Source organism: Salinibaculum sp. SYNS191 (genome assembly GCF_037338445.1).
GTDB classification, from domain to species: Archaea; Halobacteriota; Halobacteria; order Halobacteriales; family Haloarculaceae; genus Salinibaculum; species Salinibaculum marinum.
On sequence record NZ_CP147838.1, the window covers coordinates 2,194,500 to 2,216,953 of the forward strand.

A 22,454-nucleotide genomic window follows, 5' to 3' on the forward strand; every position below is an offset into this window, starting at 1 on the left:
TACATGAACGTCGAAAACCTTCGGGAGACGGCACGGTCGTACTTCGACGACGAACTCAGCCCCGCCCACGACTGGCACCACGTCGAGCGCGTCGAGGCGCTGGCCGAGCGCCTGCTGACAGAGTACGACGCCGCCGACGAGCGAACGGTCCGGCTGGCGGTCTTGCTCCACGACATCGGGCGGGCGCGGGAGGACCGCGGCGAGATAGCCGACCACGCGAGGTGGGGCGCGCGGGAAGCGCGCTCGCTGCTGGCCGAACGCGGCGTCGACGGCGAGCGAATCGACGCGGTCTGTCACGCCATCCGGGTCCACCGCTACTCCAGCGACCGCGAGCCGGAGACGCTGGAGGCGGAGATTCTCTGCGACGCCGACAACCTGGACGCCCTCGGCGCGGTCGGCATCGCGCGGTGTTTCACCTACGGCGGGGAGCGCGGCGAGACGATTCACGACCCCGACCTGCCGCCGGAGGCCGACGACACGGCCGCCGGGGCGACGCAGTACAACCACTTCCACAAGAAGATTCTCGCCCTGCCCGAGCGGATGTACACCGACGCCGGCCGCGCACTCGCCGCCGACCGGCGGGCGGTCGTCGCGGACTTTCTGGAGCGATTCGAGCGGGAGGTCGACGGCGAGGTCTAGAGGTCCGGCTGGAGCGTCTCGCCGCAGTCGGGACACTCCAGAATCATGCCCTCCTCGCCCATCGCGATGGCCATCGCGGGGCTGTCGCAGGCGGGACAGGGCTGTGCGACCCGGCCCTCAGTGGTCTCTTTCGGCGCGCCGAGTGCCAGCGCGACGACCCGGTCGTCGCCCTCGTTGCGCCCCTGCTGGTACTCGCCGGGCGGGAAGCGGACGGCCTCGCCCGCCTCGACCGTGACCGTCTCGCTGTCGGCAGTCGGGTCGGGCGCGTGGTCGAACGTCGCCTCGCCCTCGACGACGTAGAATATCTCCTCCTGGTCGAGGTGGGCGTGGAGGCCACCGCTGAAGGCCTCGCCGGGTTCCAGGGCGTAGCGGTTGATGGCGACGTCGGTGGCATCGAGCGGGGCCGCCAGGCCGCGGCGGTCGATGTCGTCGCCCAGTGCCTGTGGCTCAACGTCGTCGACGGAGACTTTCTCCATGTGGCATCGCTCGAACGGGCGACGGATAATTCCGGGGGCTAGCCCCGGCGTTCGTACACCTGTGCGAGCGCGACGCCGAGGAGGACAGCGACGAGCGCGCGCACCGGCGGGGAGCCGACCTCCGCCACCGTCAGGACCGAGAGAACGAGAAGCGCACCCAGGCCGGCGAGGGCGGCACCGACGAGCGTCGAGCGGGCGTCGCGTCCCGAGTCGTCTACCATGCCCGAACGTCCGCGGGGCGAAGGGATAAAACTGACTCGACGGGAAACCGCACCGTTTGAATCCCCCCGCGGAGAACTGGCGGGCATGACAGTCGTCGCCTTCGACTTCGACGGGACGCTTTCGGACTCCGAGATGACGGTCCTCCTCGGCGACCAGTGTGGCGTGGCCGACCAGATGGACGACATCACCGAGCGCGCGATGAACGACGAAATCGAGTACGCGGAGAGCCTCCGCCAGCGCTGTGCGCTGCTGGAGGGGCTGGCCGACGAGAAGGCCCAGGCCGCCTTCGAGGAGGTCCGCCTGCGACCCGGCGCGGCCGACGTCATCCGGGCACTGCGGGAGGCCGGCGTCTACGTCGCCATCCTCACCGGGGGCTTCGAGCGCGGCGTCGCCGCTGCACTCGAACGGGAGGGCGTCGAGGTGGACGCCATCGTCGCCAACCGCCTGCCAGTCGCCGGGGGCGAACTCACCGGCGACGTCGAGGGGCCGCTCATCGAGGGGACCAAGGACGACGCGCTGGAGGTGCTGACGGCCGTCGTCGGCGAGGACCGCGAGGACACCATCGCCGTCGGCGACGGGGCCAACGACCTGCCGATGCTCGAAGTCGCGGGGCTTGCGGTCGGGTTCAACCCGAAACCCAACGTCGCGCCGGCCTGCGAGAGCATCGTCGAGTCGATGGCGGAACTGCAGGACCTGCTCGCCGCCGAGGGCGTGCTGTAGTCACCGGTCGACCTCGACCACGTCCAGGTTCTCGTCGACGGTCAGCGCGAGCGAATCGTCGTCGACGTGGAACGTGAAGCGGGCGCGAAGCGGGTCCCGCTGGAGTATCTCCTCGTCGTAGTCGCCGTGGACGCCGTTGAGCACCCGTATCGACTCGGGGGCGACGGGGTTGAGCCCGTGCTCGGTCACGAAGGTGAGGAGGTCGGTGTTCGCGACCAGCGCGATGACGGCACCGCCGCCGCTGACGAAGATGCAGTTCGTACAGGTCACGTTCGCAGCGACGGCGTAGACGCTCTCGCAGGTCTCACAGAGGCCGTCGCTGGCGTCGTGGTCCTCGCAGACCCGGACCGAGGTCTCGACCGTCGCCGAGCAGCGGGGACAGATGCCGCTGGCCATCGCGAATATCTCCAGGTTCCCCCAGGTCCAGGCGGCCCGCAGCACCTCCTCGGGCGTGCGGTTCCTGACGCCCGCGGGCGGCAGCGGGAGGCGGCCGAGGTAGCCCTCGCCGGCCGGGACGCCGCGGCCCTCGTCGTAGGCGCGGCCGTACGTTCCGGCGCACTCGGTGCAGTACATCCGGACGCTGCCGTGTTGCCAGGTGACCTCTATCGGCGCGCCGCAGTACTCGCAGTGCTCGTCGACGGGCGTCCGCTCCAGCGAGGGCGTCTCGGTGACGGCACCGGACAGCACCGCCTCGACGACCCGGCGGCCGGTGCGGCGGAGCGTGTAGCCGTCGTCGTCCTTCCGGACGAAGTGGCCGACGAGTTTCTCCAGGTGGTAGTTGAACTGTCCGGAGTCGCGCACGTCGCTGCGGTCGTGGAGGGCGGAGAACGACAGCGGTCCGTCGGCCTCGCCGAGCGCCCGGAGGATACCGATGCGGGTCTCGTTCCCCAGGAGGGCGAAGGCGTCGTCCGGCGAGAGCGTCGTCTCCCGGTTTCCGTCTGCCATACGCCGTCTACGAACGGCCCCCACGTAAATGGCTGCAGGCGTCAGATTCCATACAGAAGAGGATTTCAGAAACTCGGCTTACAGAAATGTTATTCAGATTATGTTTATGTTGGTACGGGGCTTCCGTAGAAACATGACCAGCGACTACCCACCGACCCTCTCGGCGCGGCGCAGCAACCGGACCGACGTGCACCCGACAGTCGGGACCGCCATCGGCGCGGCGCTGGTGAGTCTCGCCCTCCTCCTCGCGCTGAGTTACCCCGTCCTGACGCTGGCTCTCGTCACTGGCGCACTCAGCCCCCGCCTCCTCCGGCGGGCCCGGACCATCGTGACCGACCTCCGGGCACCCACGAGCCCCCCGGTGCGCCGGACGGAACATCGCGCTCGCCCCTGAGGCGGCCAGGCCTGCACGACGACACAGCGCCTTTTCACTCACTCGTCGCGACCGAAACCGAACAGTACAGGTAGCCGGCGCTGTCCGAGGGGGACATGGACCTGGACGCGTTCCGGACCGTCGTGAAGGGACTCATCACCCACGACGGACGGGTACTCATCGGACAGAAGGAGGACGACGAGAGCCACCCCATCGGCGGCGAGTGGCACCTGCTCGGCGGGCACGTTGCCTTCGACGAGCACGTGGAGGTGGCGATGCGCCGGGAAGTCAGGGAGGAGACGGGGCTTGAGGTCACCGTCGAGACGCTCGTCGACGCGATGACCTTTCCGTGGGGCGGGGAGGGCGTCCGGGACAGCCTGCAGTTGGTGTACCACTGTGAAGCGAGTACCGACGACGCGAAAGCGCGGGACGACCTGCAGGCCGTCCAGTGGGTCGCGCCCGACGAACTCGCGGCGACGCTGTTCGAAGAGGAAGCAAAGCGGGTCCGGAACCGGCCACGCCAGGCGTCGTTCGTCGCCGCGTTGGGCGACTAGGGGGTCGCCGGCGTTCAGACGAACTTCCGGATAGTCAAATCCAGCGTGTCCAGGTCGACGATGGGCGCGAAGCCGGCGTCGGGGTCGATGTTGACGCTCTTCTGGAAGTCGGTCTGGGCCTGCCAGCACCCGGAGTTGATCGTGAGGACGTTGTGGTACTTGCCGTAGCCGAGTTTGTGGACGTGGCCGGAGTGGAAGATGTCAGGCACCTCGTCCATGACGAGGTAGTCCCGGTCTTCGGGTGCCAGCCGGGTGTGACCGCCGTACTGCGGGGCGACGTGGCGCTTCTTCAGGAGCTGGTACATCGCCCTGTGGGGTTCGTCGTAGCTGGCCTTCTCGTCCGGGAGTTCCGCGATGACCTCGTCCAGCGAGACGCCGTGGTACATCAGCACGGAGACGCCCTCGATGGTCACGGTGGACGGGTTCGAGACGATGCGGGGGTCGTGGGCCGACATGATGTCCCGGAGTTCCTCGTCGAAGGCGGGCTGGGGCTCTGCGAGGCGGACGGCGTCGTGGTTGCCCGGAATCATCACGATGTCCATGTCGCCGGGGACCTCCTTGAGGTGCTCCGAGAAGGCCTCGTACTGGTCGTAGATGTCGATGATGGACAGTTCCTCGTCCTGGTCCGGGTAGACGCCGACGCCCTCGACCATGTCGCCGGCGAGCAGCAGGTACTCGACTGTCTCGGCCTCCTCGGTGTGGAGCCAGTCGGTGAAGCGGTGCCAGGCGTCTTCCATGAACTCCTGGCTACCGACGTGGACGTCCGAGATGAGCGCCGCCTGGACGTGGCGGTCGGCGGTCGACGGGCTGTAGGTCCGGGGAACGTCGGGGAAGTGGATGGCGTCGGCAAAGAGGATGCCGCCGTCGTCGGCCAGCGTCCCCTCGATGGCGATGACCTCGTCGTAGAGCAGTTCCTGGACCTGCGAGGCGAAGGCGCGGTCCTTCATCACGAGACAGGGGAAGGTCCCGTTGGTGTCTTCGAGTTCGACCAGCCAGTGCCCGCTGGCGGTCGAGCGGATGTCCGAGACCATCCCGACGATGGCGGCGTCGCTGTTGGGGGCCATGTTCTCGATGGTGTCCGTCGGGCGGTGGTTGACGCGCCCGCGGAGCTGTCGGGCCAGGCGCTCGTAGCGGTCCCGGAACACGGCGACGAAGTCGCGGTACTCGCCGGTCCCCGTGCTCTCGCCGGTCATGTCGCCGTCGATGCGCAGGTCCCGGAGCGCCTCGTCGACGGACCGCCCGCCAGACCCCTTCGTTTCGACTGGAACGCCACCCCCATCGTTCCCTGATTCCCCCGCCGTCGTTCCAGTTGAAACAGAGGGGTCTGGCTGTGAGGGCTGAGCGGTTGTCGTCGAGCGTTCGGCGGCGAGGTCGGATTCCGCAGAATCACCAGACGACGAGGTGTCGTCGACGACGGCACGGACGTGGTCGGTGGTGAGCGTGAGCGCGTCGTCGGGGGCCGCTTCGACTGCGCGCTCCATCGCCGTCTCGGGGTCGGGAGCGTTCGAAAGCAGCGTGACCGCCTCGCGCTCGGCGTTGTACCCCCGGCTCGCGAGTTCGCTCACGACGGTGGCGGGGGTCTCCAGTGGCACACCACTACTCCGGGGGAGGGCGGCAAAAAGGATACTGGTCCGGGGTATCCAGAACATTCAAACGCCGTGTCGGACAAGAACGGACGAATGAGTTCCCCCGGTGACGACGACCGGCGCGAGCGGTCGGACGCCGCCCCGTCCGAGGACGCGACTCCGCCCCGCGACGACGCCCGCACCCCTGCCGACGGCCCCGAGCGGTCTGTCGGCGACGCTGCCGTCGACAGAGAGTCGACGAGCGGCCCGGAGCGCCCGCCCTCCCCGGAGGAGTGGCGAACCGAGGAGACCGGCGGGGACGCGCCACCCCGCCAGCGGGGCAGACGCGAGGAGCGAAGCGAGGCGAGGCTGTTCGTCTACGACCTCGTGAGCAGCGTGCTGGCGGTGCTGGTGGTCGGCGCGTACCTCTTCGCGGTCAGCGGCGTCTGGCCCCCGCTGGTCGCCGTCGAGAGCCGCAGCATGGTGCCGAACATGCAGGTCAACGACCTCGTATTCGTGATGGAGGAACACCGCTTCCCGGGCGAGGCGGCACAGCCCGGAACCGGGGTCGTCACGGCCCACGCGGCGTCCGACGGCTCCTACGTGAAGTTCGGACAACCGGGTGACGTCATCGTCTTCGAACCCGACGGGAACGAGCGGACCACGCCGATAATCCACAGAGCGATGTACTGGGTCGACGCGGGGGAGAACTGGTGTGCGATGGGCGACGACAGCCACCTCCGCGGACTCGACCCCGGCGACGAGCAGTGCACCGCCGACCACGGCGGCTTCATCACGAAAGGCGACAACAACGCCGTCTACGACCAGGCGACGTCGCGGAGCGGGCCCGTCAGGCCCGAGTGGGTCATCGGCACTGCGGAGTTCCGCGTGCCCGGCCTCGGCTGGGTCCGCCTGAGTACGCAGTGAGCGCTGGGGAGCGAGTCAGCCGACCGTTCGCCGCTGGTGACGTCCCGAATCGAACGGGACAGAATAGATATCCAGACCAGAGTGCGCCGCGCCCCCCTCTCCGGGTGGTGCTATCGCAAGTCCGCGGGGAGACGATTGCTGTGAGCCACGAGCAATTCGAGGACCGGCGTGACCGTCTCGAATCGCGGACCGGCCGCTATCGTGTCGGTCCGACGGTCCCACTCGATGTACCCGGCCGCGGCCAGCCGCGGGAAGTGAGTGTGATAGAGCGAGGACCTGCCCCGGTCCGAGCGAGCGAACTCGGAGATGTGAACCTCGGCCCCGGGGTCCGCCCGGAGGAGTTCGACGAGGACGTCTCTCCGCACGGGGTGGCTGAGCTGGTCGAACAGTTCGTCCGTCGCATCCATTCCCTGGCCCGCGAGGCGGGGTGCGCCCGCGGTTTCGTTACTCGATGCCATGGAGAGAGACAGCCCAGTGGCGGGAATAAGGGTTGGCGCTAGAAGTCTAGCTCCTCGAAGACCCAGGTGACGAGCTTCGACTCCGCGAGCCGGAGGTGGCGGAGCCACGTCGACGCGGCGATGCCCATCGACGACGCGACGTCCTCGGCCGTACTGTTCCGTGGCCACTCGTAGTACCCGCCCAGGTAGGCGGCGCGCAGCACCTCGAGTTGGCGCTCGGTCACGCTGTCCCCGAGGGAATCACGGTACTGTTTCGTCGTCACGACGGGGCGGTCGAGGGTGCGTTTCGCGGTGACCGTCGCCGCCGGATACGCCGCGGTGAACCGATTGATGAGGTCCTGCATGCTCGCGTCCGCCCCGACCTCGGCGACGACCGTCGTCGCTCCCCCCTCGCTGTGCATCGAGCGCCCGCTCGCACCGAGTTCGACCAGTTTCTGCAGGGGCGAGCGGTCCATGACGAGTTCGAGAACGCACGCCGTGTCGGACTCGAAGACGACGCGGGAGTCGCTCACCTGTGGCGACGCCGCGATTCTCTGCTTGGCCTCCTCCGAGTCGGGTCCCGCCACCTCGATGTACTGGAGGAATCCCCGGTCGGCCGTCGGAACCATGCCCTCGAACGCGCACCGACAGTCGAGCGCCGCCGAGAGGTCGTTGAAGAGGAAGTCCTCGTCGTCGAGACGGATTTCGAGTTCGATGACCACCTCGGCCGCGAGCGTCTGCAGGTACCGTTCGCTGCGCTCTCGCTCCTCGGCCAGTTGCTCTTTCGCCTCCCGGCGCTCGGTCACGTCACGGATGACCGACAGGTGACGCCCCGGCAGGATGTTCGGCGTCGCCGCAAACTCGACAGTCCGGTGCTCGCCGTCCGGTCGAACCAGGGGGAACAGCCCCCTGTCGAGGTTGGACTCCTGGAAGTCGCGCCACGCCTCCTCGAAGTCGTAGCCGTCGGCGGCGAACTCCGCGATGGTCCGTCCGAGGAGCTCCTCCTCGGGGACTCCAAAGAGGTCCGAGGCCGCCGGGTTGACCTCGACGTAGCGCCCCTCGTCGTCGGCTATCATCATCGCGTCGAACGCCGCCTCGAACGCGGCCCGGAACTGCTGCTCGCTCGCGTCGGCGTCTGCCCGACTCCCGGTTCGCTCGTCCTCCGCGCCCGTCCCCGACCGCGGGGTCGGTTCCTCCGGGGGCAGCCACCAGACGCGTGCCTTCGCACCCACTTTCTTCGTTTCGAGGACGCCGGCCTCGGCCAGCCGCTGGAGTTTCTTGTAGGCTGTCGTCCGGGCACACCCGAGTTCGTCGGCGACTTCGCGCGAGGAATACGGCTCCGCGCCGCCGGACTCGAAGACAGGGAGGACTTCGTCGACCGTCTCGGCGAGCGCGGAGTCCCTGGTATCCATGTAGAACGTACCGGACCGAGAGAGATATCGTTGACGGTAATTGCGACGGAGGCGTGGACAAACGGAAATCGGACGGGCGAGACGTCCGCGTCAGTTGTCGAAGCGGGCCTGGACGAACGGCTGGACGTCCTCGATGTCGCCCAGCCGGGAGTCCGACAGCAGGACGGCCTCCGTCTCTTCGACTGGAACCGACAGGGAGATCTCCTTCGTCCGGCCGTAGCGGCCCTTCGAGACGACGACGGCGTTGACGATGCCGAGCATGTCGAGTTCGCTGATGAGGTCGGTGACCCGGCGCTGTGTCAGCACGTCGGCGTCGATCTCCTGGCAGAGGCGCTTGTAGATGTTGTAGACCTCGCCGGTGTTGATGTTGTGCACGCCCTGTTTCTCAAGGAGGATGATGGCGAAGAGGACGAGTTTCGACTGCTGGGGGAGCGTGCGGACGACTTCGACCACGCGGTCGAGTTCGATCTTCTCCTGGGCCTGGCGGACGTGGTCCTCCTCGACCTCGTCGGTCTGGTCGCGCTCGGCGAGTTCACCCGCGGTGCGCAGCAGGTCCAGCGCCCGCCGGGCGTCCCCGTGTTCCTGTGCAGCGAAGGCCGCACAGAGCGGAATCACGTCGTCGGAGAGTGCGTCGCCCTTGAAGGACACCTCCGCGCGGTGGTCGAGGATGTCCCGTAGCTGGTTGGCGTCGTAGGGCGGGAAGACGATCTCCTCCTCGCCGAGGCTGGACTTGACGCGGGGGTCCAGGAAGTCGGTGAACTTCAGGTCGTTGGAGATACCCATGATGGAGACGCGGGAGTTCTCCAGTTCGTTGTTCATCCGGGAGAGGTTGTAGAGGGTGTCGTCGCCGCTTTTCTCGACGAGCTTGTCTATCTCGTCGAGCATGATGACGACCACGCGCTCGCGGTAGTCGACGGCGTCGAAAAAGGAGTTGTAGACGCGGTCGGTCGGCCACCCCGTCATGGGGACGTCCTCGAAGGAGTCGAGGTCGGCTTCGAGCGCCTCGATGCGGTCTTCGACGGCTTCGACGCTGTCGTACTCCGTCTCCGCGAGCGCGTCCGCGTTCGTGCGCCCGCGTTCGCGAAGCGAGCGCAGGCGGTCGAGGTCAGCCTCGATGGCCGCCTCGTTCTTGTCGATGAACTTGTTGGCGAGCTGGGCGAGGACGCGGTACTGGGTGTCGGTGACCTCGCAGTTGATGTACTCGACCTCGCAGGGAACCTCGTACTTCTGGGACGTGCGCTCCAGTTCGTCGCTGACGAACTTCGCGCTGGCGGTCTTGCCGGTCCCCGTCTTCCCGTAGATGAGGATGTTCGAGGGCGTGTCCCCGCGGAGCGCGGAGACCAGGATGGTCGCCATGCTGTTTATTTGCTCCTCGCGATGGGGGAGCTTGCGGGGCGTGTAGGAGGGGCGCAGTACCTCCTTGTTCTCGAAGATGGGCTGGCCGCTCAGGAGGTCGTCGAACAGCCCCTGCGAGGCCTCGTCGGCGTCGCCGTCCTCGATGTCGTCGAGGAGGACGTCGTCCAGCGGGGAGTCGGCCCCCCCGTCGCTGGCCGTCCCGTCTGCCTCCTCTTGCCCGGAATCGGCGTCACCTACGGAATCGGTTGAATCGTTCGTGTCTGTCATACTCGTACTCGAACCCCTCCATTTCAGGTGGAGACGCGTCGCACGCGCGTTAGATAAGGCCCCAGTCCGCCCGTACCATCGGATTTCGCGGGTTTTGGCGATAGACGCGCGTGCAGTTGAACCAGAAGAACCCGTGGTTGAAACGATATTAAAGATTTCGATTGTCAACCATTCGCACAGGAGTTCGTCGGCACTCGGTGAATAAACTCGTAACAACGGTTGACGAATTGGCACGAGTGGGTCAGGTTCTTCGATTCCCGAGGAGTCCGACGAGGCGAGCCCGGTCGACGGGAAGCGAGGGGTGGGGTGTGTTCGAAGAGGAGAGCGTGACGGCGAGGTGTCGGTGGTTCCGGCTGGCGGTGGAGGGGAAACCAGGGGAGGGAGACGGGAACGGTGAGGTTCGACGAACAACGAGATGTGAGTGGTGAGTGGTTCGAGTGGGGCTGCCGGGAGGTAGGTCGGGACTGTGGTGGAAGTGACCCCCCCACCCCTTCGTTTCGGGTGGAACGGAGAACAGCAGGGGAGGGGTGAGAGCGGCGAGAGGGAGTGCCATCTAGCTAGGAAAGTTTTAAGTTGATAGTACTAAAACCAAACCCGTACTAGACAAAAACTAAGGTTAGTGTGAGCTAGTATTAATTACTGCTAGACTCTAGTGAACTAATCTAGAGGAATCTTCCGAGGCGTCTCCCCTCTTGCGGTTCTGGTCACCTTCGGAACAACAGACCTCCACCTCCCGGCGTACTCCCACCCGGGGTATCCTGGGACTCCAGTTGAAACGAAGGGGTGGGGGGCTAGGACACATCCACGTTCTTCCTACGCGCTTCCGTCCCACAACCCGGTCGGTTTCACCTCCCGCTGGGCTCCGGCTGTGGCGGGTAGCAACTGCAAGTGACAGTTCACAGCCCGGGTGCCACGCCGCGACCTCGTATCCATCTCGTGTCGTCTCATGTCGTCTCGTCTCATTTCTCTCCTCTCCTGGGTGTCTCCTTTCCCTCCTGTTTCTCGCCCGCTTGTCTTTCCGCCGTCTCTCGGTCTCCTCTCTCTTTCCGTTACTCTCTCCACTGTTCTCTCTCCACTCCTCCCCTCTGCACTCTCGTCTCCCTTCGTTCCTCTCCAGTCTCTTGGCATCCTCTCTTTCGAGTGGAAAATACCAGAATGCCCGCCCGCTCCTCGGGCCTCACGACTGCCCACGTCGTTTTCGAAATCACACAGGACCGTACGTGCCTCTCCCGACCGCACCACGCTTTCAGCTGCAGATATCGGATTCTTTATGTATGTCTGACGTACGCTTAAGTGAGTGCGCTCGGGTTGTTGTCACAAGCCCCACCCACGGGGCCGGGAGGATAGGATGGGACTGCTCACAAACCTCAAATCAAGCATTTCACGTGCAGCATCGGTGTTGTTCTCCGAGGAGGAGTCGAAGCGCATCGGCATCTACGGCCCGCCGAACGCGGGGAAGACGACGCTCGCGAACCGCATCACGCGGGACTGGACCGAACACGGCGACGCGGTCGGTCCGGAGAGCCACATTCCCCACGAGACGCGACGCGCGCGCCGAAAGGAGAACGTCGAAATCGAGCGGAACGGATCGACCGTCAACATCGACATCGTGGACACGCCCGGCGTGACGACGAAGGTCGACTACACGGAGTTCCTGGAACACGACATGGAGAAAGACGACGCTGTCCGCCGGTCGCGTGAGGCAACCGAGGGCGTCGCCGAGGCCATGCACTGGCTCCGGGAGGACGTCGACGGCGTCATCTACGTGCTGGACTCGACGACGGACCCGTTCACGCAGGTCAACACGATGCTCATCGGCATCATCGAGAGCCAGGACCTCCCGGTCCTGATTCTCGCGAACAAGATAGACAAGGAGGAGTCGAGCGTCCAGCGCATTCGCAACGCCTTCCCGCAGCACGAGACGATTCCGCTGTCGGCGCTTGAGGGAGACAACATGGACGAAGTGTACGACAAGATAGCGGAGTACTTCGGGTGAACAGTATGGCAGAAGTGAAAAATCCCGGTGAGGGCGTCCAGATAGACCTCATCAGCGCCGAGCGCATGGACGGGCTCACGAGCATGGAGAAGATTCGGATGATCCTCGACGGCGTCCGCGAGGGCAACATCGTCATCCTCGAAGAGGGACTCTCCCCCGACGAGGAATCGCGGCTCATCGAGGTCACGATGACCGAAATCAGCCCGGACGAGTTCAACGGCATCGAGATAGAGACCCACCCGCGCTCGGAGACCGCCGACCAGAGCTTCCTCGACCGCCTGATGGGCAAGGAGTCGACGAAGAAACTGACGGTCATCGGGCCGGCCAACCAGATCGAGACGCTCCACAAGGACGAAACGCTCATTCAGACGCTCGTCTCCCGGAAGTAAGGATGCCCCACCAGTGTACCGACTGCGGCCGGACGTTCGAGGACGGCTCCAAGCAGATGCTCTCGGGCTGTCCGGACTGCGGCGGCAACAAGTTCCAGTACCAGCCCGCCGGCGAGGACTCGCCCCCGAGCGAGGAACCCCCGGAGCCACCGGAGCCGCCGGTCGACAGTTCGGTCGCCCGCACGGTCGGCTCGGCCGCTACCGCTGTCCGCGACCTGGTCGGCAGCGGCCAGCCACCCGAGGACGACGCGCCGCCGTCAGCGGACAGTCCCGACACTCCGGACCCCGAAGTGCCGGGCGACGCGCCCGCACCGGAGACCGTCGAGGAGGACGCCGCACAGAAGAGTGCGCGCTCGGACGTCGTCTCGAAGGACGACCTCCCGCCGGCACCGGACTCGCCGGCGACCAGCAAGCGGACGCCGGTGCTGAACGACGACAGCGAGCGGCCCCGCGGGGCGGACCGCGAGCGGGACCGTCCGGACCTCTCGGAACTCCGCGAGGAACTCAACGACCAGTTCGAGTCCATCAAGGTGCTCGACCCCGGCAAGTACGAACTCAACCTGATGGAGCTGTACGACCGCGAGGAGTACATCATCGCGCTGCAGGAGGACGGCAAGTACACTATCCAGGTTCCGGAACGCTGGGAAGAGGACTGATTCGTTACTCCCTGGCCACGTGCCAGGTCGTTCCGTTCGTGTAGGCCCAGGCCTCGACTGTCAGGTCCGTCGACGCCTCCGTCAGTCTCCGCATGTAGCTCCCGATCTGTTTCGAGGAGAGGTCGATGTCCTCCGCGACGAAGCGACTCTTGACGTAGATGTCTCCCTCCTCCTGGACGCGCTCGCGGAGGTAGGCGACCAGCGGGCGGGCCTTCGCCGGCACGGCATCCGTCTCGGGTGGTGCGGCGTTCGGAGACATGGTCAGGGCGAGTAGTCGTGGCCGACGAGCAGGCAGCCGACGTGGACGGCGACGAGCCCGGCGAAGGCGAGCAGTTCCGAGTCCGTGACGGGGCTGGACAGCAGCGGGACGTACACGAGCGGCATGAGGACCGCCGCCCAGAAGGCGAGGCGGCGAATCCCGCCGGCGACAGTGTCCCACGCGGTCGGGGGCGTCGGAAGGGGGACCAGTCGAAAGTTCATCCTGTTAGTGTCCTCGGACGCCAGCATAAAGGGTCTCGTGAAGACTCAAACAGCCGTTTGACCAGTCTCTCCCACGTCGGAACTTCGTACGGAAACAAGAAGAAATCGGGCGTTCTTCGTCGTCGCGTCCGCCTCAGCTAATCTTCTCGTACTGCTCGGAGAGCTTGTCGGCCGCTTCCTGCATCTGTTCGGCCTCGAAGTCGTCGATGTCCCACTCGATGATTTCCTCGACGCCGTCGGAGCCGAGTTTGGCCGGGACGCCGAAGCCGACGCCGTCGTGGCCGAACTCGCCGTCGAGGACGACGGAGGCGGGCAGTACTTCGCCGGTGTCGTGGAGGATGGCCTCGACCATGTGGGCGACGCCGCGGGCGGGACCCCACTCGGTCGCGCCCTTGCGCTCGATGACGTTCATCGCGGACTCCTGCAGGTCGGCGAGAATCTCCTCCTTCTCGTCGTCGGTGAACGTCAGGTCCTCGCCGTCGACGCGGACCTTCGAGAAGACCGGGACCTGGGAGTCGCCGTGTTCGCCGAGGATGGTGGCGTCGACGTTCTGGACGGGCACGTCGAAGCGCTCGGAGAGGACGTAGCGGAAGCGAGCGGAGTCGAGCCGGCCGCCGAAGCCGATGACGTGGTTGCGCGGGCGGGACCCGGACTCGTAGAGGTGGCGGTTCAGGAGGTCGACCGGGTTGGACGTCGTGATAGTGATGAAGTCGTCGTTGTGCTCGGCCAGCGAGGACTGGATGTCGTCCATGATGGGCGCGTTGTCCTCGGCGAGGTCCAGGCGGGTGTCGCCCGGCGAGCGCGGGAGGCCGGCGGTGATGACCACGACGTCCGAGCCCTCGGTCGCCGCGTAGTCGCCCTGTCGGACCTCGGTGTTGGAGTCGTAGGCGATGCCGTGGTTGGTGTCCGCGGCCTGGCCGACGGTGACGTCCTCCTGTTCGGGGATGTCCACGAAGACGACCTCGTCAGCGATGTCTTCGAGGGCGATGTTGTACCCTGCCGCCGCGCCGACGGTGCCTGCCGCACCGACGATGCTTACTTTTGCCATGTCACATGGAAATCCCTGCGGCCCTACGTTAAGATTGTCGGAACGCCACTCAGAACCATACCCATACCCTTCGGTACCGTCTCGCACACCACCGCACAGCGGCACCGACAGCCGGGTGTCGGGTGTGGTCCCGCAATGCCTATTCCTCCTCGTCTGCTCACACACGCACATGAGCGACTTCGACAAGGAAGCAGAGCGGGAGAAACTCCGCGAGAAGTACGAGCGCGACCAGGAGCAACGCGAGGTGGCCGAGAAGATGAGCGAACTCCTCCTCCAGGGGGCGACGATGACGAACGCCCACTGCTCGGACTGTGGCGACCCCATCTTCCGGTACGACGGCCAGGAGTTCTGTGCCACCTGCGAGAAGGCGGTCGACCGCGGGACCGGCGACGCCGACGAGGAGAGCGAGGAGAAACCCGAGAACATCGAGGTCACCGACCCCGACGACGAGGCCCGCGTGGCCTTCGGCGGCGACGCCGCACAGGCGGCCGACGAGGCCCAGCAGGACGAAGCGACGCAGTCACAGCAGGACACCGAGACGCAGTCCCAGCCGACTGCGGACCAGGCCGCCCCCGCCGAGGAGACGCCGACCGAGGCAGGTGGTCCTGCACACGGACAGCCCCACCCTCCCGCTCGCCAGCGCACCCCCGAAGACCACACACACCAGCCGAGCGCCGGGCAGTCCGCAGGTCCTTCGGACCAGCCGCGTCAGGTCCCGGCGTCCGACCCGTCGGCCGCCAGCGACGTGACCGCTGCACGGGAGTCGCTGGTCCGGACGCTGACCCGTTTCAGCCAGCAGGCGGAGGCGGCCGAGGACCCCCAGCGGGCACAGGAGTACCTCGCGGCCGCGCGCGAGGCCGCCGAGACGCTTTCTTCGCTGCGGCGGTAAGTCTCAGTTCCAGGGCGCGGCGTCGAAGTCGACGACCCGTTTCCGGCGCTCGATGGCGTCGATTCGCCGGACGTCCTCGTCGTCCAGTTCCAGGTCCAGCGCCGCGTAGTTCTCCCGGATGTGCGCGGGCGTGGCGGCCTTCGGGATGGGGACGACGTTCTCCTTCCCGTCCAGCCAGGCGAGGCTCACCTGCGCGGGCGTGGCGTCGTGTTTCGCTGCGACGTCGACCAGTTCCGGCACGTCCAGTACCTCCCCCTTCGCCAGCGGGGAGTACGCGACCAGGTAGTGGTCGTCCTCCCGCGCAGTGGCGCGCAGTTCCTCCTGGGGGAGGAGGGGGTGACACTCCACCTGGTGGGCAAACAGCGGGGCGTCGAGGCGGTCCAGCGCGTCCGCGAGCAGGTCCGGCGTGAAGTTCGAGAGGCCGACGTGGCGAACCAGCCCCTCGTCGTGGAGTTCGTCGAAGGCAGCCAGCGTCCCCTCGGGGTCGTAGGTCCGGATGGGCCAGTGGACGTACAGGAGGTCCAGCGTGTCGACGCCGAGTCGGTCGCAACAGCCCAGGGCGTGGTCGCGGACCGCGTCGTAGCCGAGGTTCCGGGAGTCGAGTTTCGTGGCGACGAAGACCTCCTCGCGGTCGACGTCGGCGGCGTCGAGTCCGGCCCCGACCGCCGCCTCGTTCTCGTACAGTTCTGCGGTGTCGACGTGGCGGTAGCCACAGTCCAGCGCGATGCGGACCGACGCCCGGCAGGTCTCGGGGTCGGTGTTCTCGTAGGTTCCCAGTCCGGGCGCGGGGAGCGTCGCGTCGGGCATAGCCGCCGTTGTTCTCCCAGCGTGATGTATGTTAGCAGAAGCGACCTTCAGTTCGCGGAGTGAGGGGACGCCGACGCCTCACTCGCTCCCGTCGTAGGAACTCCCCGTCACTTCCCGAATCCGCTCGGCGGTGACCGCGCCGACCCCTTCCGCCTCCTGGAGGTCGTCCTCCTCGGCGGTCATCACCGCCTCGACGCTGCCGAACTCGGCGAGTAGCGACCGCGCGGTGACGGGACCGACCTCGGCGATGGAGGCGACGACGTACTCCTGTTGCTCGGTCAGCGTCTTCGACTGCTTCTCGCCGTGGACGCTGACCTCGCGGCCGCCGTCGTCCTGTTCGCGCTCGGCGACGGTCTCCAGCAGGTCCGCCGTCTCGGCCTCGTCGCTCGTGCGCATCACGCTCGCGCCGAAGTCGACGGCCAGCGAGGCCAGCGCCCCGTGGATGGCCTTCGGGTGGACGTTGCGCTCGCCGTAGAGGTTCTCGCCCTCCACGACGACGACCGGCCGGGCGTAGTGGCGGGCGGCGTCGCCCACCTGCTCGAACATCGAGCGGTCCCCGCCGGTCAGCGTGTCGAGGAAGTCCGCGACGGTCTTGCGCTCGACGACGACGCGGTCCGAGAGGACGTAGTCGCCGACCTCCAGGGTCTCCAGTCGGGTCTCGATGCCGTCCCTGGTTGAGAGGTCCCGCGCGATAGAAGAGTCCAGTTCCCGCTGGTCGACCACGATTTCAACTGCCTCGTCGTCGGTCCCCGCCTCGGCGACCACGCCGTCTCCGTCTTCGGTCTCGTCCTCTCCGTCGTCGCCCCCGCCACTCTCGTCCTTCTTCTCGACTGCTTTCCCCGCGAACGCGTCGAGGCCGGCCTGCCCGTCGTTGCCGGCGGTCGTCCCGCTCGTCGCTTCCTCGCTCTCCTGGGGCGCGTCGCCCGCCGAGTCATCGTTCCCTCCTTCGTCGTCCTCGTACGCCGCCAGCCCCGCCTGCTCGCTCAGTTCGCCCTCGATTTCGCCGGCGACGTTTTTCAGGCTGCGCAGTTGCTGTTCCATCTCCTTCTCGTCGCGGCGGGCCTTCCAGAAGTAGGCCTCGTCGCGGGTGTCCTCGGCCAGCAGGACCGTCACCGCGCCTTCGGTCTGGCGGCCGGTTCGGCCCTTGCGCTGGATGGAGCGGATGGCCGTCGGGACGGGTTCGTAGAACAGCACCAGGTCGACCTCCGGGACGTCCAGGCCCTCCTCGGCGACGGAGGTGGAGACCAGCACCTCGAACTCGCCGGCGCGAAAGCGGTCCAGCGTCTCCTGTTGCTCGGTCTGTGTCATCCCCTCGCTGCCGTCGGTGTCGGACTGCCCGACGAACTTCTGGGTCTCGAAGTGTGCGCCCAGGAAGTCCGTCAGCGCCTCCGCTGTGTCCCGCGATTCGGTGAAGAGGATGACGCGCTCGCCGTCGTTGATCCCGAGCGTCTCCGCGATGAGCATCCGGGCGCGGCGGAACTTCGGGTGCAGGTCGTCGTAGTCCCGCGCCTTCCGGACCGCCTCGCGGACCTTCGGCTCCGAGACCATCCGCTGGTCGGCCTTCGACGCGCCCGAGGAGCGGGCGGCCTCCTTCTGGCGCTCCATGTACCGCCGGAAGGACTCGACGCTCTGGGTCTCGACGTAGGTGACGGCAGTGCGCAGTTTCCGGACCTCCGCGAGCATGCTCATCCCCTCGTAGCCCTCGGACTGGTCGTTGTTCATCAGGTCCCGGAGCTGGCCCTGGATGCGCTGTATCTCCCGCTCGGAGACGTCCGGGCTTGTCTTGTTCGTCACGCCGAGTTCCTTCAGCCGGGTGAGGCGCTGGCGGACGATCTCGTTTATCGCGTCGCGTATCTCCTCGACCGTCTCCGGGAGGTCGACGCGCTCCCACTCGACGGTGGTCTCGTGGGTGTGCTCGGCCACGTCGGCGTCGTCCTCGGTCATCACCTCGACGTCGTGGATGCCGAGGTTCTCGCAGACCTGCAGGATGGCCTCCTCGTCGTCGCCCGGCGAGGCGCTCATGCCGGTCACCAGCGGCTCCTCGGCGTCTTCGTGGTAGCGCTCGGCGATGTAGTTGTAGGCGTAGTCGCCGGTCGCGCGGTGACACTCGTCGAAGGTGCAGTGGGTGACCCGCGACAGCGAGATGCGGTTGCCCACGAGGTCGTTCTCGACGACCTGCGGGGTGGCGACGACGACGCGGGCCTCCTCCCAGAGGTCGGCGCGTTTGGCGGGGCGGACCTCGCCGGTGAAGACGACGATTTCGTCGTCGGGTACCTCGGCCAGCGCCTCGCGGTAGAAGTCGGCGTGCTGTGAGACGAGCGGCTTCGTCGGGGCCAGCAGGAGGCTCGTGCCGCCGACGTCGTGGAGCCGGCGGGCGGTGACCAGCAGGCTGACCGTCGTCTTGCCCAGCCCGGTCGGGAGACAGACCAGGGTGTGGTCCCGGAGGGCGGCCTGGGCCAGCTGGAACTGGTACTCGCGGCGCTCCAGAAGGCCCTCGGCCAGGAACGGCCAGTCGATGTCACCGTCGGCCTCGCTCGTCGCCATTTTCCCCACCTTGCCTTCGATTGCGGTTAAGGGTTCCCGTGGCGGAGTGAAAGTGAACGCTCAGAGAAGCGGGGGGAGGTAGGTGAGCGCGAGCCAGCCGGTCACGCCCGCGCCGACGGGAATCGAGAAGTTGTCGTCGACGACGAACCCGAAGACGCGGGGCTTGACCGCGTCGGCGAAGACGACGACCACCGAGACGGGGACGGCGGCCCGGAGCGGCATGAGCGGCGCGGTGATGGCGAGACAGACGAGAAAGGTCACGGCCATCACCCACCACGCCTTCCGCGAGTCGACGCTGTCCACGTCGCCGAGGATGCCGGCGATGGGGTCGGCGATGGTCAACACCAGCAGCGCCGGCACGGCAACCTCGGGAGGAAAGGCGAGCACGACGAGGGCGGCACCGACGACCGCCAGCGCGTATCCCGCGGGGTTGTCCTGCTCGTACTCGCGGGTGAGCCGGTCGAAGACCGTCCAGTCGAGCCCCACGTACAGCCGCAACACCTCCAGCACGACGACAGCGACGGCTGCCACAGCCAGCAGGAGCCTGACGTGGGACCACTCGAGCACCCCGACGAGGTACGCCGCCGGGACGAGCGTCCCGCTGAAGTGGATGAGCCGCCGCGCGTAGCTCATGGGGTCGCTACAGGTCCTCGAAGGTCAGGTCGCCGTCGCGGAGCGCGGTGAGCGTCCCGGCCAGCTCGTCGATGGCGACCCGTCGCTGCTCGGTCGAGTCGCGCTCGCGGACCGTGACGGTCCCGGCCTGTGCCCCGTCGCCCTCGCCGTCGCCGAGCGTGTCGTAGTCGACCGTGACGCAAAACGGCGTGCCGATTTCGTCCTGGCGGCGGTAGCGCCGGCCGATGGCACCCGAATCGTCGTAGGTAACCTCCAGCCCCGCTTCCCGGAGGCGGCTGGCGAGGTCACGTGCCTCCTCGCCCATTCCGTCCCTGTCCATCAGCGGGAAGACGCCGACTGTCGTGGGGGCCATCTCCGGGGGGAGCGAGAGGTAACTGCGCTCCTCGCCGTCGACCTCGTCCTCCGCGTAGGCGTGGGCCAGCACCGTGTAGACCAGGCGGCCGACGCCGAAGGAGGGTTCGACGACGTGCGGGCGGACGTGCTCGCCGGACTCCGTGACCTCCTCGACGCCGAAGCCGGTCGCCTCGACGTCGACGGTGTAGGCCTCGCCCTCGACGTCGACGGTCACTTCGTCGTCGTCGAACGCATCGGGGTCGCGTTCGGCCAGGTCTTCGAGTGCAGCGGCCACGGCGGCGGCGTCGCCGCCGAACTCGGGGCCGAGCACGCTCATGTCGGGGTCGACGGTCGGGCGCTCGACGGTGACGGGTTCGTCGTACTGCTTGAACACCGAGAAGTCCTCCCCGGAGTGTTCCTCGTGTTTCTTCAGGTCGTAGTCGCCGCGGTAGGCGAAGCCGGTAATCTCGACCCAGTCGCCGCCGAGTTCGGACTCGGCGTCCCAGCAGTCGGAGGCGTAGTGGGCGAGTTCGCCCGGGAGGTGCTGGCGGTAGCGAAAGCGGTCCATGTCGACGCCGACCCGCTCGTACCAGGCCGTCGACAGGCCCAGGTAGAAGGCCACCCAGTCGGAGGTGACGACGCCCTCGTCGATAGCTTCGCGGACGGTCAGTTCCCGAATCCCGCCGTCCTCGGCGTCCTGCTGTTCGGCGGAGTACAGCGGGAGCACCACGTCCTCGACCCGGGAGAGCGGCGGTTCGTCCTCCTCGGGGTCGATGAAGTGTTCGAGTTCGGCCTGGGTGAACTCGCGGACGCGGATGAGGCCCTTCCGCGGGCTAATCTCGTTGCGGTAGGCCTTCCCGATCTGTGCGACGCCGAAGGGCAACTGGTTCCGGGCGTACTCCGCGAGTTGCGGGAACTCGACGAAGATACCCTGGGCGGTCTCCGGGCGGAGGTAGCCCGGTGAGGACGAGCCCGGCCCGATGTTCGTCTCGAACATGAGGTTGAAGTCCTCGACGGGTTCGCCGGCGAGTTCGGTGCCGCAGTCCGGACAGACCAGGTCGTGTTCGGCGATGATTTCGGCTATCTCCTCGGTGGAGATGGACTCGGCCTCCTCGATGTCGGTGTTGTCCTCGACGAGGTGGTCGGCCCGGTGGCTCGCGCCACACTCCGGGCACTCGATGATCATGTCGTCGAAGCCGTCGAGGTGCCCCGAGGCCTCGAAGACGGCTTCGGGCATCACGTCGGGCGCGGAAATCTCCATGTGACCCTCGCGGGTGACGTAGCGGTCCCGCCAGGCGTCCTCCAGGTTCTCCTTCAGCGTCGCGCCCTGCGGGCCGTAGGTGTAGAAGCCGGAGACGCCCCCGTAGGCACCGGCAGACTGCAGGAAGAAACCACGGCGTTTCGCCAGCTCGGTCAGGCGCGCGCCCTCGTCGCTCATACTCCCTCCAGCAGGTCGATGTCCCGGACGATGCCCGAGAGGCGGTCGCCGCTGACCATCGGAATCTGCTCGATGTCGTGCTCTATCATCAGCTGGGCGGCGTCCTGGGCGGTCCGGGTGCTGCTGACGGTCACCATGTCGCTGGTCATGAACTCCCGGACGGGTTCGGCGGGAATCTCGACGTTCCGGGTCGGCATGTAGCGGTTGCCGACCGCCTTGATGCCCTCCCAGGCCCACTCGTCGTCCTCGCCGGCGATGGACTCGCCGGTGTCGGCCTCGCCCTCGACGACGCGGGCGACTTCCAGGATGTCGACCTCGGTGAGGATGCCGGACAGGTCGCCCTCCTCGTCGAGGACGACGCCGTAGGGCACGCGGGCGAAGAAGAGCTCGCGCTCGGCGACCGGCAGCGGTGCCCCCTCGTAGACGCTGTTGATGTCCCGCCGGGCGAGTCCGCCGACCTCGGTCTCGCCGTTCAGGTTGCCGTTGGCGATGGCGCGGACCACGTCCGTCACGGTGACGATCCCTTCGAGGGTGCCGTCGACGACCGGGATGCGGCGCTCGTCCTCGGCGAGCATCAGGGCGGCCACGTCCGCGAGGTCGGTGTCGGCGGTGGTGGTGGGCACCTCCTCGGTGAGCAGGGCGAGCTGGTCCTCGTCGGGCTCCTCGATGAGCGCGTCGCGGGAGACGATACCGCGGAAGACCTCGCCGTCGTCGGTCTGCTTGATGACCGGGACCGACGAGAACTGCCTGTCCTGGAGATAGTCGAGGACGTCGTCACGCGTCCCCGGTATCTCGACGGTGACGACCTCCTCTCGGGGCGTCATGACGTCTGCAACGTTCATACTGCCACCTACTCCACGCCCCACCCACTAAGTCCTTACACTTCGCCCCGGGGCGGGGCGGTCACCGGCGCACGGCCGCGACGACTCCGGGGTTCCCGTCCTCGGGCATCTCGGGACGGGTCCGCCCGCCGTCTGACGCCCGTCCGACGCCGTCGCCGGACCTTCGGGTGATTGTCCACACCCCCTTTCGGAGGCTTTATGTACCAGTGTTACATGTTGACACGCATGGAGCCGGATACGGTTGTCCCGTCGGAGGTGGCAGCGGACGCGGAAGTCATGGCCTCGGTCGAGAAGGGACCGACAGCCCAGTTCATCATCGCGGACATCAGTCAGGACGACGCGTTCGTAACACTCCCGCTCGACGACGCTGCCTCGCTCCCGGCCTGGCGCTGACCGTCCGGCCACGTTCTCGCAGCCGTCGCCCGGGAGCGGCGACGCCGGTCTGCTGTGTGTGCCATTGACAATCCCGAACCTCCGGAGAACAACCGCCCTGGGGCCCGAGCGGC

General features: G+C 67.2%; 25 protein-coding genes. 10 read left to right on the top strand and 15 right to left on the bottom strand.

What is annotated here, in order from left to right; translation table 11 throughout:
- The first annotated feature begins 3 nt into the window (after nucleotides 1–3).
- Nucleotides 4–639 carry an HD domain-containing protein gene (locus WDJ57_RS11765; protein ID WP_338901009.1) on the top strand — a complete coding sequence of 212 codons (636 nt, stop codon included), beginning with the start codon at nucleotides 4–6 and terminating at the stop codon, nucleotides 637–639.
- Here WDJ57_RS11765 and WDJ57_RS11770 read toward each other — a convergent pair.
- Nucleotides 636–1,115 (bottom strand): cupin domain-containing protein, encoded by a 480-nt coding sequence (locus tag WDJ57_RS11770; protein WP_338901010.1) that lies wholly within the window; start codon nucleotides 1,113–1,115, stop codon nucleotides 636–638. The two genes, WDJ57_RS11765 and WDJ57_RS11770, sit on opposite strands and share 4 nt — an antisense overlap.
- 38 nt (nucleotides 1,116–1,153) lie before the next feature.
- A complete protein-coding gene (locus WDJ57_RS11775) occupies nucleotides 1,154–1,336 on the bottom strand; it encodes a hypothetical protein (protein ID WP_338901011.1) in 183 nt (60 codons plus the stop codon).
- Between the two features lie 85 nt (nucleotides 1,337–1,421).
- Between WDJ57_RS11775 and serB the strand changes: the two genes are divergently transcribed.
- A complete protein-coding gene (serB, locus tag WDJ57_RS11780) occupies nucleotides 1,422–2,057 on the top strand; it encodes a phosphoserine phosphatase SerB (protein ID WP_338901012.1) in 636 nt (211 codons plus the stop codon).
- Here serB and WDJ57_RS11785 read toward each other — a convergent pair whose 3' ends face one another.
- On the bottom strand, nucleotides 2,058–3,002 hold the full coding sequence (locus WDJ57_RS11785; RefSeq protein ID WP_338901013.1) for a winged helix-turn-helix domain-containing protein: 945 nt from the start codon (nucleotides 3,000–3,002) through the stop codon (nucleotides 2,058–2,060).
- A 133-nt stretch (nucleotides 3,003–3,135) separates the two neighbouring features.
- On the opposite strand from WDJ57_RS11785, the gene WDJ57_RS11790 reads away from it, so the two are divergent.
- Nucleotides 3,136–3,396: a hypothetical protein gene (locus WDJ57_RS11790; protein WP_338901014.1), complete on the top strand. Its 261-nt coding sequence runs from the start codon at nucleotides 3,136–3,138 to the stop codon at nucleotides 3,394–3,396.
- 95 nt (nucleotides 3,397–3,491) lie between these two features.
- Nucleotides 3,492–3,929, top strand: coding sequence for an NUDIX domain-containing protein (locus WDJ57_RS11795; protein WP_338901015.1), 438 nt, complete (start codon nucleotides 3,492–3,494; stop codon nucleotides 3,927–3,929).
- Between the two features lie 14 nt (nucleotides 3,930–3,943).
- Here WDJ57_RS11795 and WDJ57_RS11800 read toward each other — a convergent pair whose 3' ends face one another.
- Entirely contained in the window at nucleotides 3,944–5,521 is a 1,578-nt protein-coding gene (locus WDJ57_RS11800) for a DNA-directed DNA polymerase II small subunit (RefSeq protein WP_338901016.1), read from the bottom strand.
- Between the two features lie 87 nt (nucleotides 5,522–5,608).
- Here WDJ57_RS11800 and WDJ57_RS11805 point away from each other — a divergent pair, with 87 nt between their 5' ends.
- Nucleotides 5,609–6,421, top strand: coding sequence for a S26 family signal peptidase (locus tag WDJ57_RS11805; protein ID WP_338901017.1), 813 nt, complete (start codon nucleotides 5,609–5,611; stop codon nucleotides 6,419–6,421).
- A gap of 110 nt (nucleotides 6,422–6,531) precedes the next feature.
- Here WDJ57_RS11805 and WDJ57_RS11810 read toward each other — a convergent pair whose 3' ends face one another.
- The 3 genes from WDJ57_RS11810 to WDJ57_RS11820 all read right to left on the bottom strand — a co-directional run bounded on the left by WDJ57_RS11810 (nucleotide 6,532) and on the right by WDJ57_RS11820 (nucleotide 9,893).
- The gene (locus WDJ57_RS11810; RefSeq protein ID WP_338901018.1) at nucleotides 6,532–6,879 is read right to left on the bottom strand and encodes a DUF7344 domain-containing protein; all 348 of its coding nucleotides are present in this window, start codon (nucleotides 6,877–6,879) and stop codon (nucleotides 6,532–6,534) included.
- A 38-nt stretch (nucleotides 6,880–6,917) separates the two neighbouring features.
- Nucleotides 6,918–8,270 (bottom strand): bacterio-opsin activator domain-containing protein, encoded by a 1,353-nt coding sequence (locus WDJ57_RS11815; RefSeq protein WP_338901019.1) that lies wholly within the window; start codon nucleotides 8,268–8,270, stop codon nucleotides 6,918–6,920.
- A gap of 90 nt (nucleotides 8,271–8,360) precedes the next feature.
- On the bottom strand, nucleotides 8,361–9,893 hold the full coding sequence (locus tag WDJ57_RS11820; protein ID WP_338901020.1) for a Cdc6/Cdc18 family protein: 1,533 nt from the start codon (nucleotides 9,891–9,893) through the stop codon (nucleotides 8,361–8,363).
- Between the two features lie 1,348 nt (nucleotides 9,894–11,241).
- On the opposite strand from WDJ57_RS11820, the gene WDJ57_RS11825 reads away from it, so the two are divergent.
- Genes WDJ57_RS11825 through WDJ57_RS11835 form a run of 3 tightly spaced genes read left to right on the top strand, consistent with a single transcriptional unit; the run spans nucleotide 11,242 to nucleotide 12,934 of the window.
- Nucleotides 11,242–11,889: an Era-like GTP-binding protein gene (locus tag WDJ57_RS11825; RefSeq protein ID WP_338901021.1), complete on the top strand. Its 648-nt coding sequence runs from the start codon at nucleotides 11,242–11,244 to the stop codon at nucleotides 11,887–11,889.
- A 5-nt stretch (nucleotides 11,890–11,894) separates the two neighbouring features.
- Nucleotides 11,895–12,278 carry a DUF2073 domain-containing protein gene (locus WDJ57_RS11830; RefSeq protein WP_338901022.1) on the top strand — a complete coding sequence of 128 codons (384 nt, stop codon included), beginning with the start codon at nucleotides 11,895–11,897 and terminating at the stop codon, nucleotides 12,276–12,278.
- A 2-nt stretch (nucleotides 12,279–12,280) separates the two neighbouring features.
- On the top strand, nucleotides 12,281–12,934 hold the full coding sequence (locus tag WDJ57_RS11835) for an OapC/ArvC family zinc-ribbon domain-containing protein (protein WP_338901023.1): 654 nt from the start codon (nucleotides 12,281–12,283) through the stop codon (nucleotides 12,932–12,934).
- 4 nt (nucleotides 12,935–12,938) lie between these two features.
- Here WDJ57_RS11835 and WDJ57_RS11840 read toward each other — a convergent pair whose 3' ends face one another.
- From WDJ57_RS11840 to mdh, 3 genes are all read right to left on the bottom strand, one after another.
- Nucleotides 12,939–13,193 (bottom strand): DUF7123 family protein, encoded by a 255-nt coding sequence (locus WDJ57_RS11840; RefSeq protein ID WP_338901024.1) that lies wholly within the window; start codon nucleotides 13,191–13,193, stop codon nucleotides 12,939–12,941.
- A gap of 2 nt (nucleotides 13,194–13,195) precedes the next feature.
- Entirely contained in the window at nucleotides 13,196–13,414 is a 219-nt protein-coding gene (locus WDJ57_RS11845; protein ID WP_338901025.1) for a hypothetical protein, read from the bottom strand.
- Between the two features lie 133 nt (nucleotides 13,415–13,547).
- The gene (mdh, locus tag WDJ57_RS11850; RefSeq protein ID WP_338901026.1) at nucleotides 13,548–14,462 is read right to left on the bottom strand and encodes a malate dehydrogenase; all 915 of its coding nucleotides are present in this window, start codon (nucleotides 14,460–14,462) and stop codon (nucleotides 13,548–13,550) included.
- Nucleotides 14,463–14,631: 169 nt separating this feature from the next.
- Here mdh and WDJ57_RS11855 point away from each other — a divergent pair, with 169 nt between their 5' ends.
- The gene (locus WDJ57_RS11855; RefSeq protein ID WP_338901027.1) at nucleotides 14,632–15,351 is read left to right on the top strand and encodes an Sjogren's syndrome/scleroderma autoantigen 1 family protein; all 720 of its coding nucleotides are present in this window, start codon (nucleotides 14,632–14,634) and stop codon (nucleotides 15,349–15,351) included.
- A 3-nt stretch (nucleotides 15,352–15,354) separates the two neighbouring features.
- Here WDJ57_RS11855 and WDJ57_RS11860 read toward each other — a convergent pair whose 3' ends face one another.
- The 5 genes from WDJ57_RS11860 to WDJ57_RS11880 all read right to left on the bottom strand — a co-directional run bounded on the left by WDJ57_RS11860 (nucleotide 15,355) and on the right by WDJ57_RS11880 (nucleotide 21,948).
- Nucleotides 15,355–16,158, bottom strand: coding sequence for an aldo/keto reductase (locus tag WDJ57_RS11860; protein ID WP_338901028.1), 804 nt, complete (start codon nucleotides 16,156–16,158; stop codon nucleotides 15,355–15,357).
- A gap of 78 nt (nucleotides 16,159–16,236) precedes the next feature.
- Nucleotides 16,237–18,702, bottom strand: a complete 2,466-nt coding sequence (locus WDJ57_RS11865) for a DEAD/DEAH box helicase (RefSeq protein WP_338901029.1) — start codon at nucleotides 18,700–18,702, stop codon at nucleotides 16,237–16,239.
- Between the two features lie 60 nt (nucleotides 18,703–18,762).
- A complete protein-coding gene (locus WDJ57_RS11870; protein ID WP_338901030.1) occupies nucleotides 18,763–19,335 on the bottom strand; it encodes a dolichol kinase in 573 nt (190 codons plus the stop codon).
- Between the two features lie 7 nt (nucleotides 19,336–19,342).
- Nucleotides 19,343–21,106 carry a glycine--tRNA ligase gene (glyS, locus tag WDJ57_RS11875; RefSeq protein ID WP_338901031.1) on the bottom strand — a complete coding sequence of 588 codons (1,764 nt, stop codon included), beginning with the start codon at nucleotides 21,104–21,106 and terminating at the stop codon, nucleotides 19,343–19,345.
- Nucleotides 21,103–21,948 carry a CBS domain-containing protein gene (locus WDJ57_RS11880; protein WP_338901032.1) on the bottom strand — a complete coding sequence of 282 codons (846 nt, stop codon included), beginning with the start codon at nucleotides 21,946–21,948 and terminating at the stop codon, nucleotides 21,103–21,105. Before WDJ57_RS11880 ends, glyS begins: the two co-directional genes overlap by 4 nt.
- A 225-nt stretch (nucleotides 21,949–22,173) precedes the next feature.
- Between WDJ57_RS11880 and WDJ57_RS11885 the strand changes: the two genes are divergently transcribed.
- Nucleotides 22,174–22,341 (top strand): DUF7556 family protein, encoded by a 168-nt coding sequence (locus WDJ57_RS11885; protein ID WP_338901033.1) that lies wholly within the window; start codon nucleotides 22,174–22,176, stop codon nucleotides 22,339–22,341.
- Nucleotides 22,342–22,454: the final 113 nt, after the last annotated feature.

Bases quoted from the DNA above. Each gene is read 5' to 3' on its own strand.
- WDJ57_RS11765 (WP_338901009.1), top strand. From the start codon at position 4: ATGAACGTCGAAAACCTTCGGGAGACGGCACGGTCGTACTTCGACGAC.
- WDJ57_RS11770 (WP_338901010.1), bottom strand. From the start codon at position 1,115: ATGGAGAAAGTCTCCGTCGACGACGTTGAGCCACAGGCACTGGGCGAC.
- WDJ57_RS11775 (WP_338901011.1), bottom strand. From the start codon at position 1,336: ATGGTAGACGACTCGGGACGCGACGCCCGCTCGACGCTCGTCGGTGCC.
- serB (WP_338901012.1), top strand. From the start codon at position 1,422: ATGACAGTCGTCGCCTTCGACTTCGACGGGACGCTTTCGGACTCCGAG.
- WDJ57_RS11785 (WP_338901013.1), bottom strand. From the start codon at position 3,002: ATGGCAGACGGAAACCGGGAGACGACGCTCTCGCCGGACGACGCCTTC.
- WDJ57_RS11790 (WP_338901014.1), top strand. From the start codon at position 3,136: ATGACCAGCGACTACCCACCGACCCTCTCGGCGCGGCGCAGCAACCGG.
- WDJ57_RS11795 (WP_338901015.1), top strand. From the start codon at position 3,492: ATGGACCTGGACGCGTTCCGGACCGTCGTGAAGGGACTCATCACCCAC.
- WDJ57_RS11805 (WP_338901017.1), top strand. From the start codon at position 5,609: ATGAGTTCCCCCGGTGACGACGACCGGCGCGAGCGGTCGGACGCCGCC.
- WDJ57_RS11810 (WP_338901018.1), bottom strand. From the start codon at position 6,879: ATGGCATCGAGTAACGAAACCGCGGGCGCACCCCGCCTCGCGGGCCAG.
- WDJ57_RS11815 (WP_338901019.1), bottom strand. From the start codon at position 8,270: ATGGATACCAGGGACTCCGCGCTCGCCGAGACGGTCGACGAAGTCCTC.
- WDJ57_RS11820 (WP_338901020.1), bottom strand. From the start codon at position 9,893: ATGACAGACACGAACGATTCAACCGATTCCGTAGGTGACGCCGATTCC.
- WDJ57_RS11825 (WP_338901021.1), top strand. From the start codon at position 11,242: ATGGGACTGCTCACAAACCTCAAATCAAGCATTTCACGTGCAGCATCG.
- WDJ57_RS11830 (WP_338901022.1), top strand. From the start codon at position 11,895: ATGGCAGAAGTGAAAAATCCCGGTGAGGGCGTCCAGATAGACCTCATC.
- WDJ57_RS11835 (WP_338901023.1), top strand. From the start codon at position 12,281: ATGCCCCACCAGTGTACCGACTGCGGCCGGACGTTCGAGGACGGCTCC.
- WDJ57_RS11840 (WP_338901024.1), bottom strand. From the start codon at position 13,193: ATGTCTCCGAACGCCGCACCACCCGAGACGGATGCCGTGCCGGCGAAG.
- WDJ57_RS11845 (WP_338901025.1), bottom strand. From the start codon at position 13,414: ATGAACTTTCGACTGGTCCCCCTTCCGACGCCCCCGACCGCGTGGGAC.
- mdh (WP_338901026.1), bottom strand. From the start codon at position 14,462: ATGGCAAAAGTAAGCATCGTCGGTGCGGCAGGCACCGTCGGCGCGGCG.
- WDJ57_RS11855 (WP_338901027.1), top strand. From the start codon at position 14,632: ATGAGCGACTTCGACAAGGAAGCAGAGCGGGAGAAACTCCGCGAGAAG.
- WDJ57_RS11860 (WP_338901028.1), bottom strand. From the start codon at position 16,158: ATGCCCGACGCGACGCTCCCCGCGCCCGGACTGGGAACCTACGAGAAC.
- WDJ57_RS11865 (WP_338901029.1), bottom strand. From the start codon at position 18,702: ATGGCGACGAGCGAGGCCGACGGTGACATCGACTGGCCGTTCCTGGCC.
- WDJ57_RS11870 (WP_338901030.1), bottom strand. From the start codon at position 19,335: ATGAGCTACGCGCGGCGGCTCATCCACTTCAGCGGGACGCTCGTCCCG.
- glyS (WP_338901031.1), bottom strand. From the start codon at position 21,106: ATGAGCGACGAGGGCGCGCGCCTGACCGAGCTGGCGAAACGCCGTGGT.
- WDJ57_RS11880 (WP_338901032.1), bottom strand. From the start codon at position 21,948: ATGAACGTTGCAGACGTCATGACGCCCCGAGAGGAGGTCGTCACCGTC.
- WDJ57_RS11885 (WP_338901033.1), top strand. From the start codon at position 22,174: ATGGAGCCGGATACGGTTGTCCCGTCGGAGGTGGCAGCGGACGCGGAA.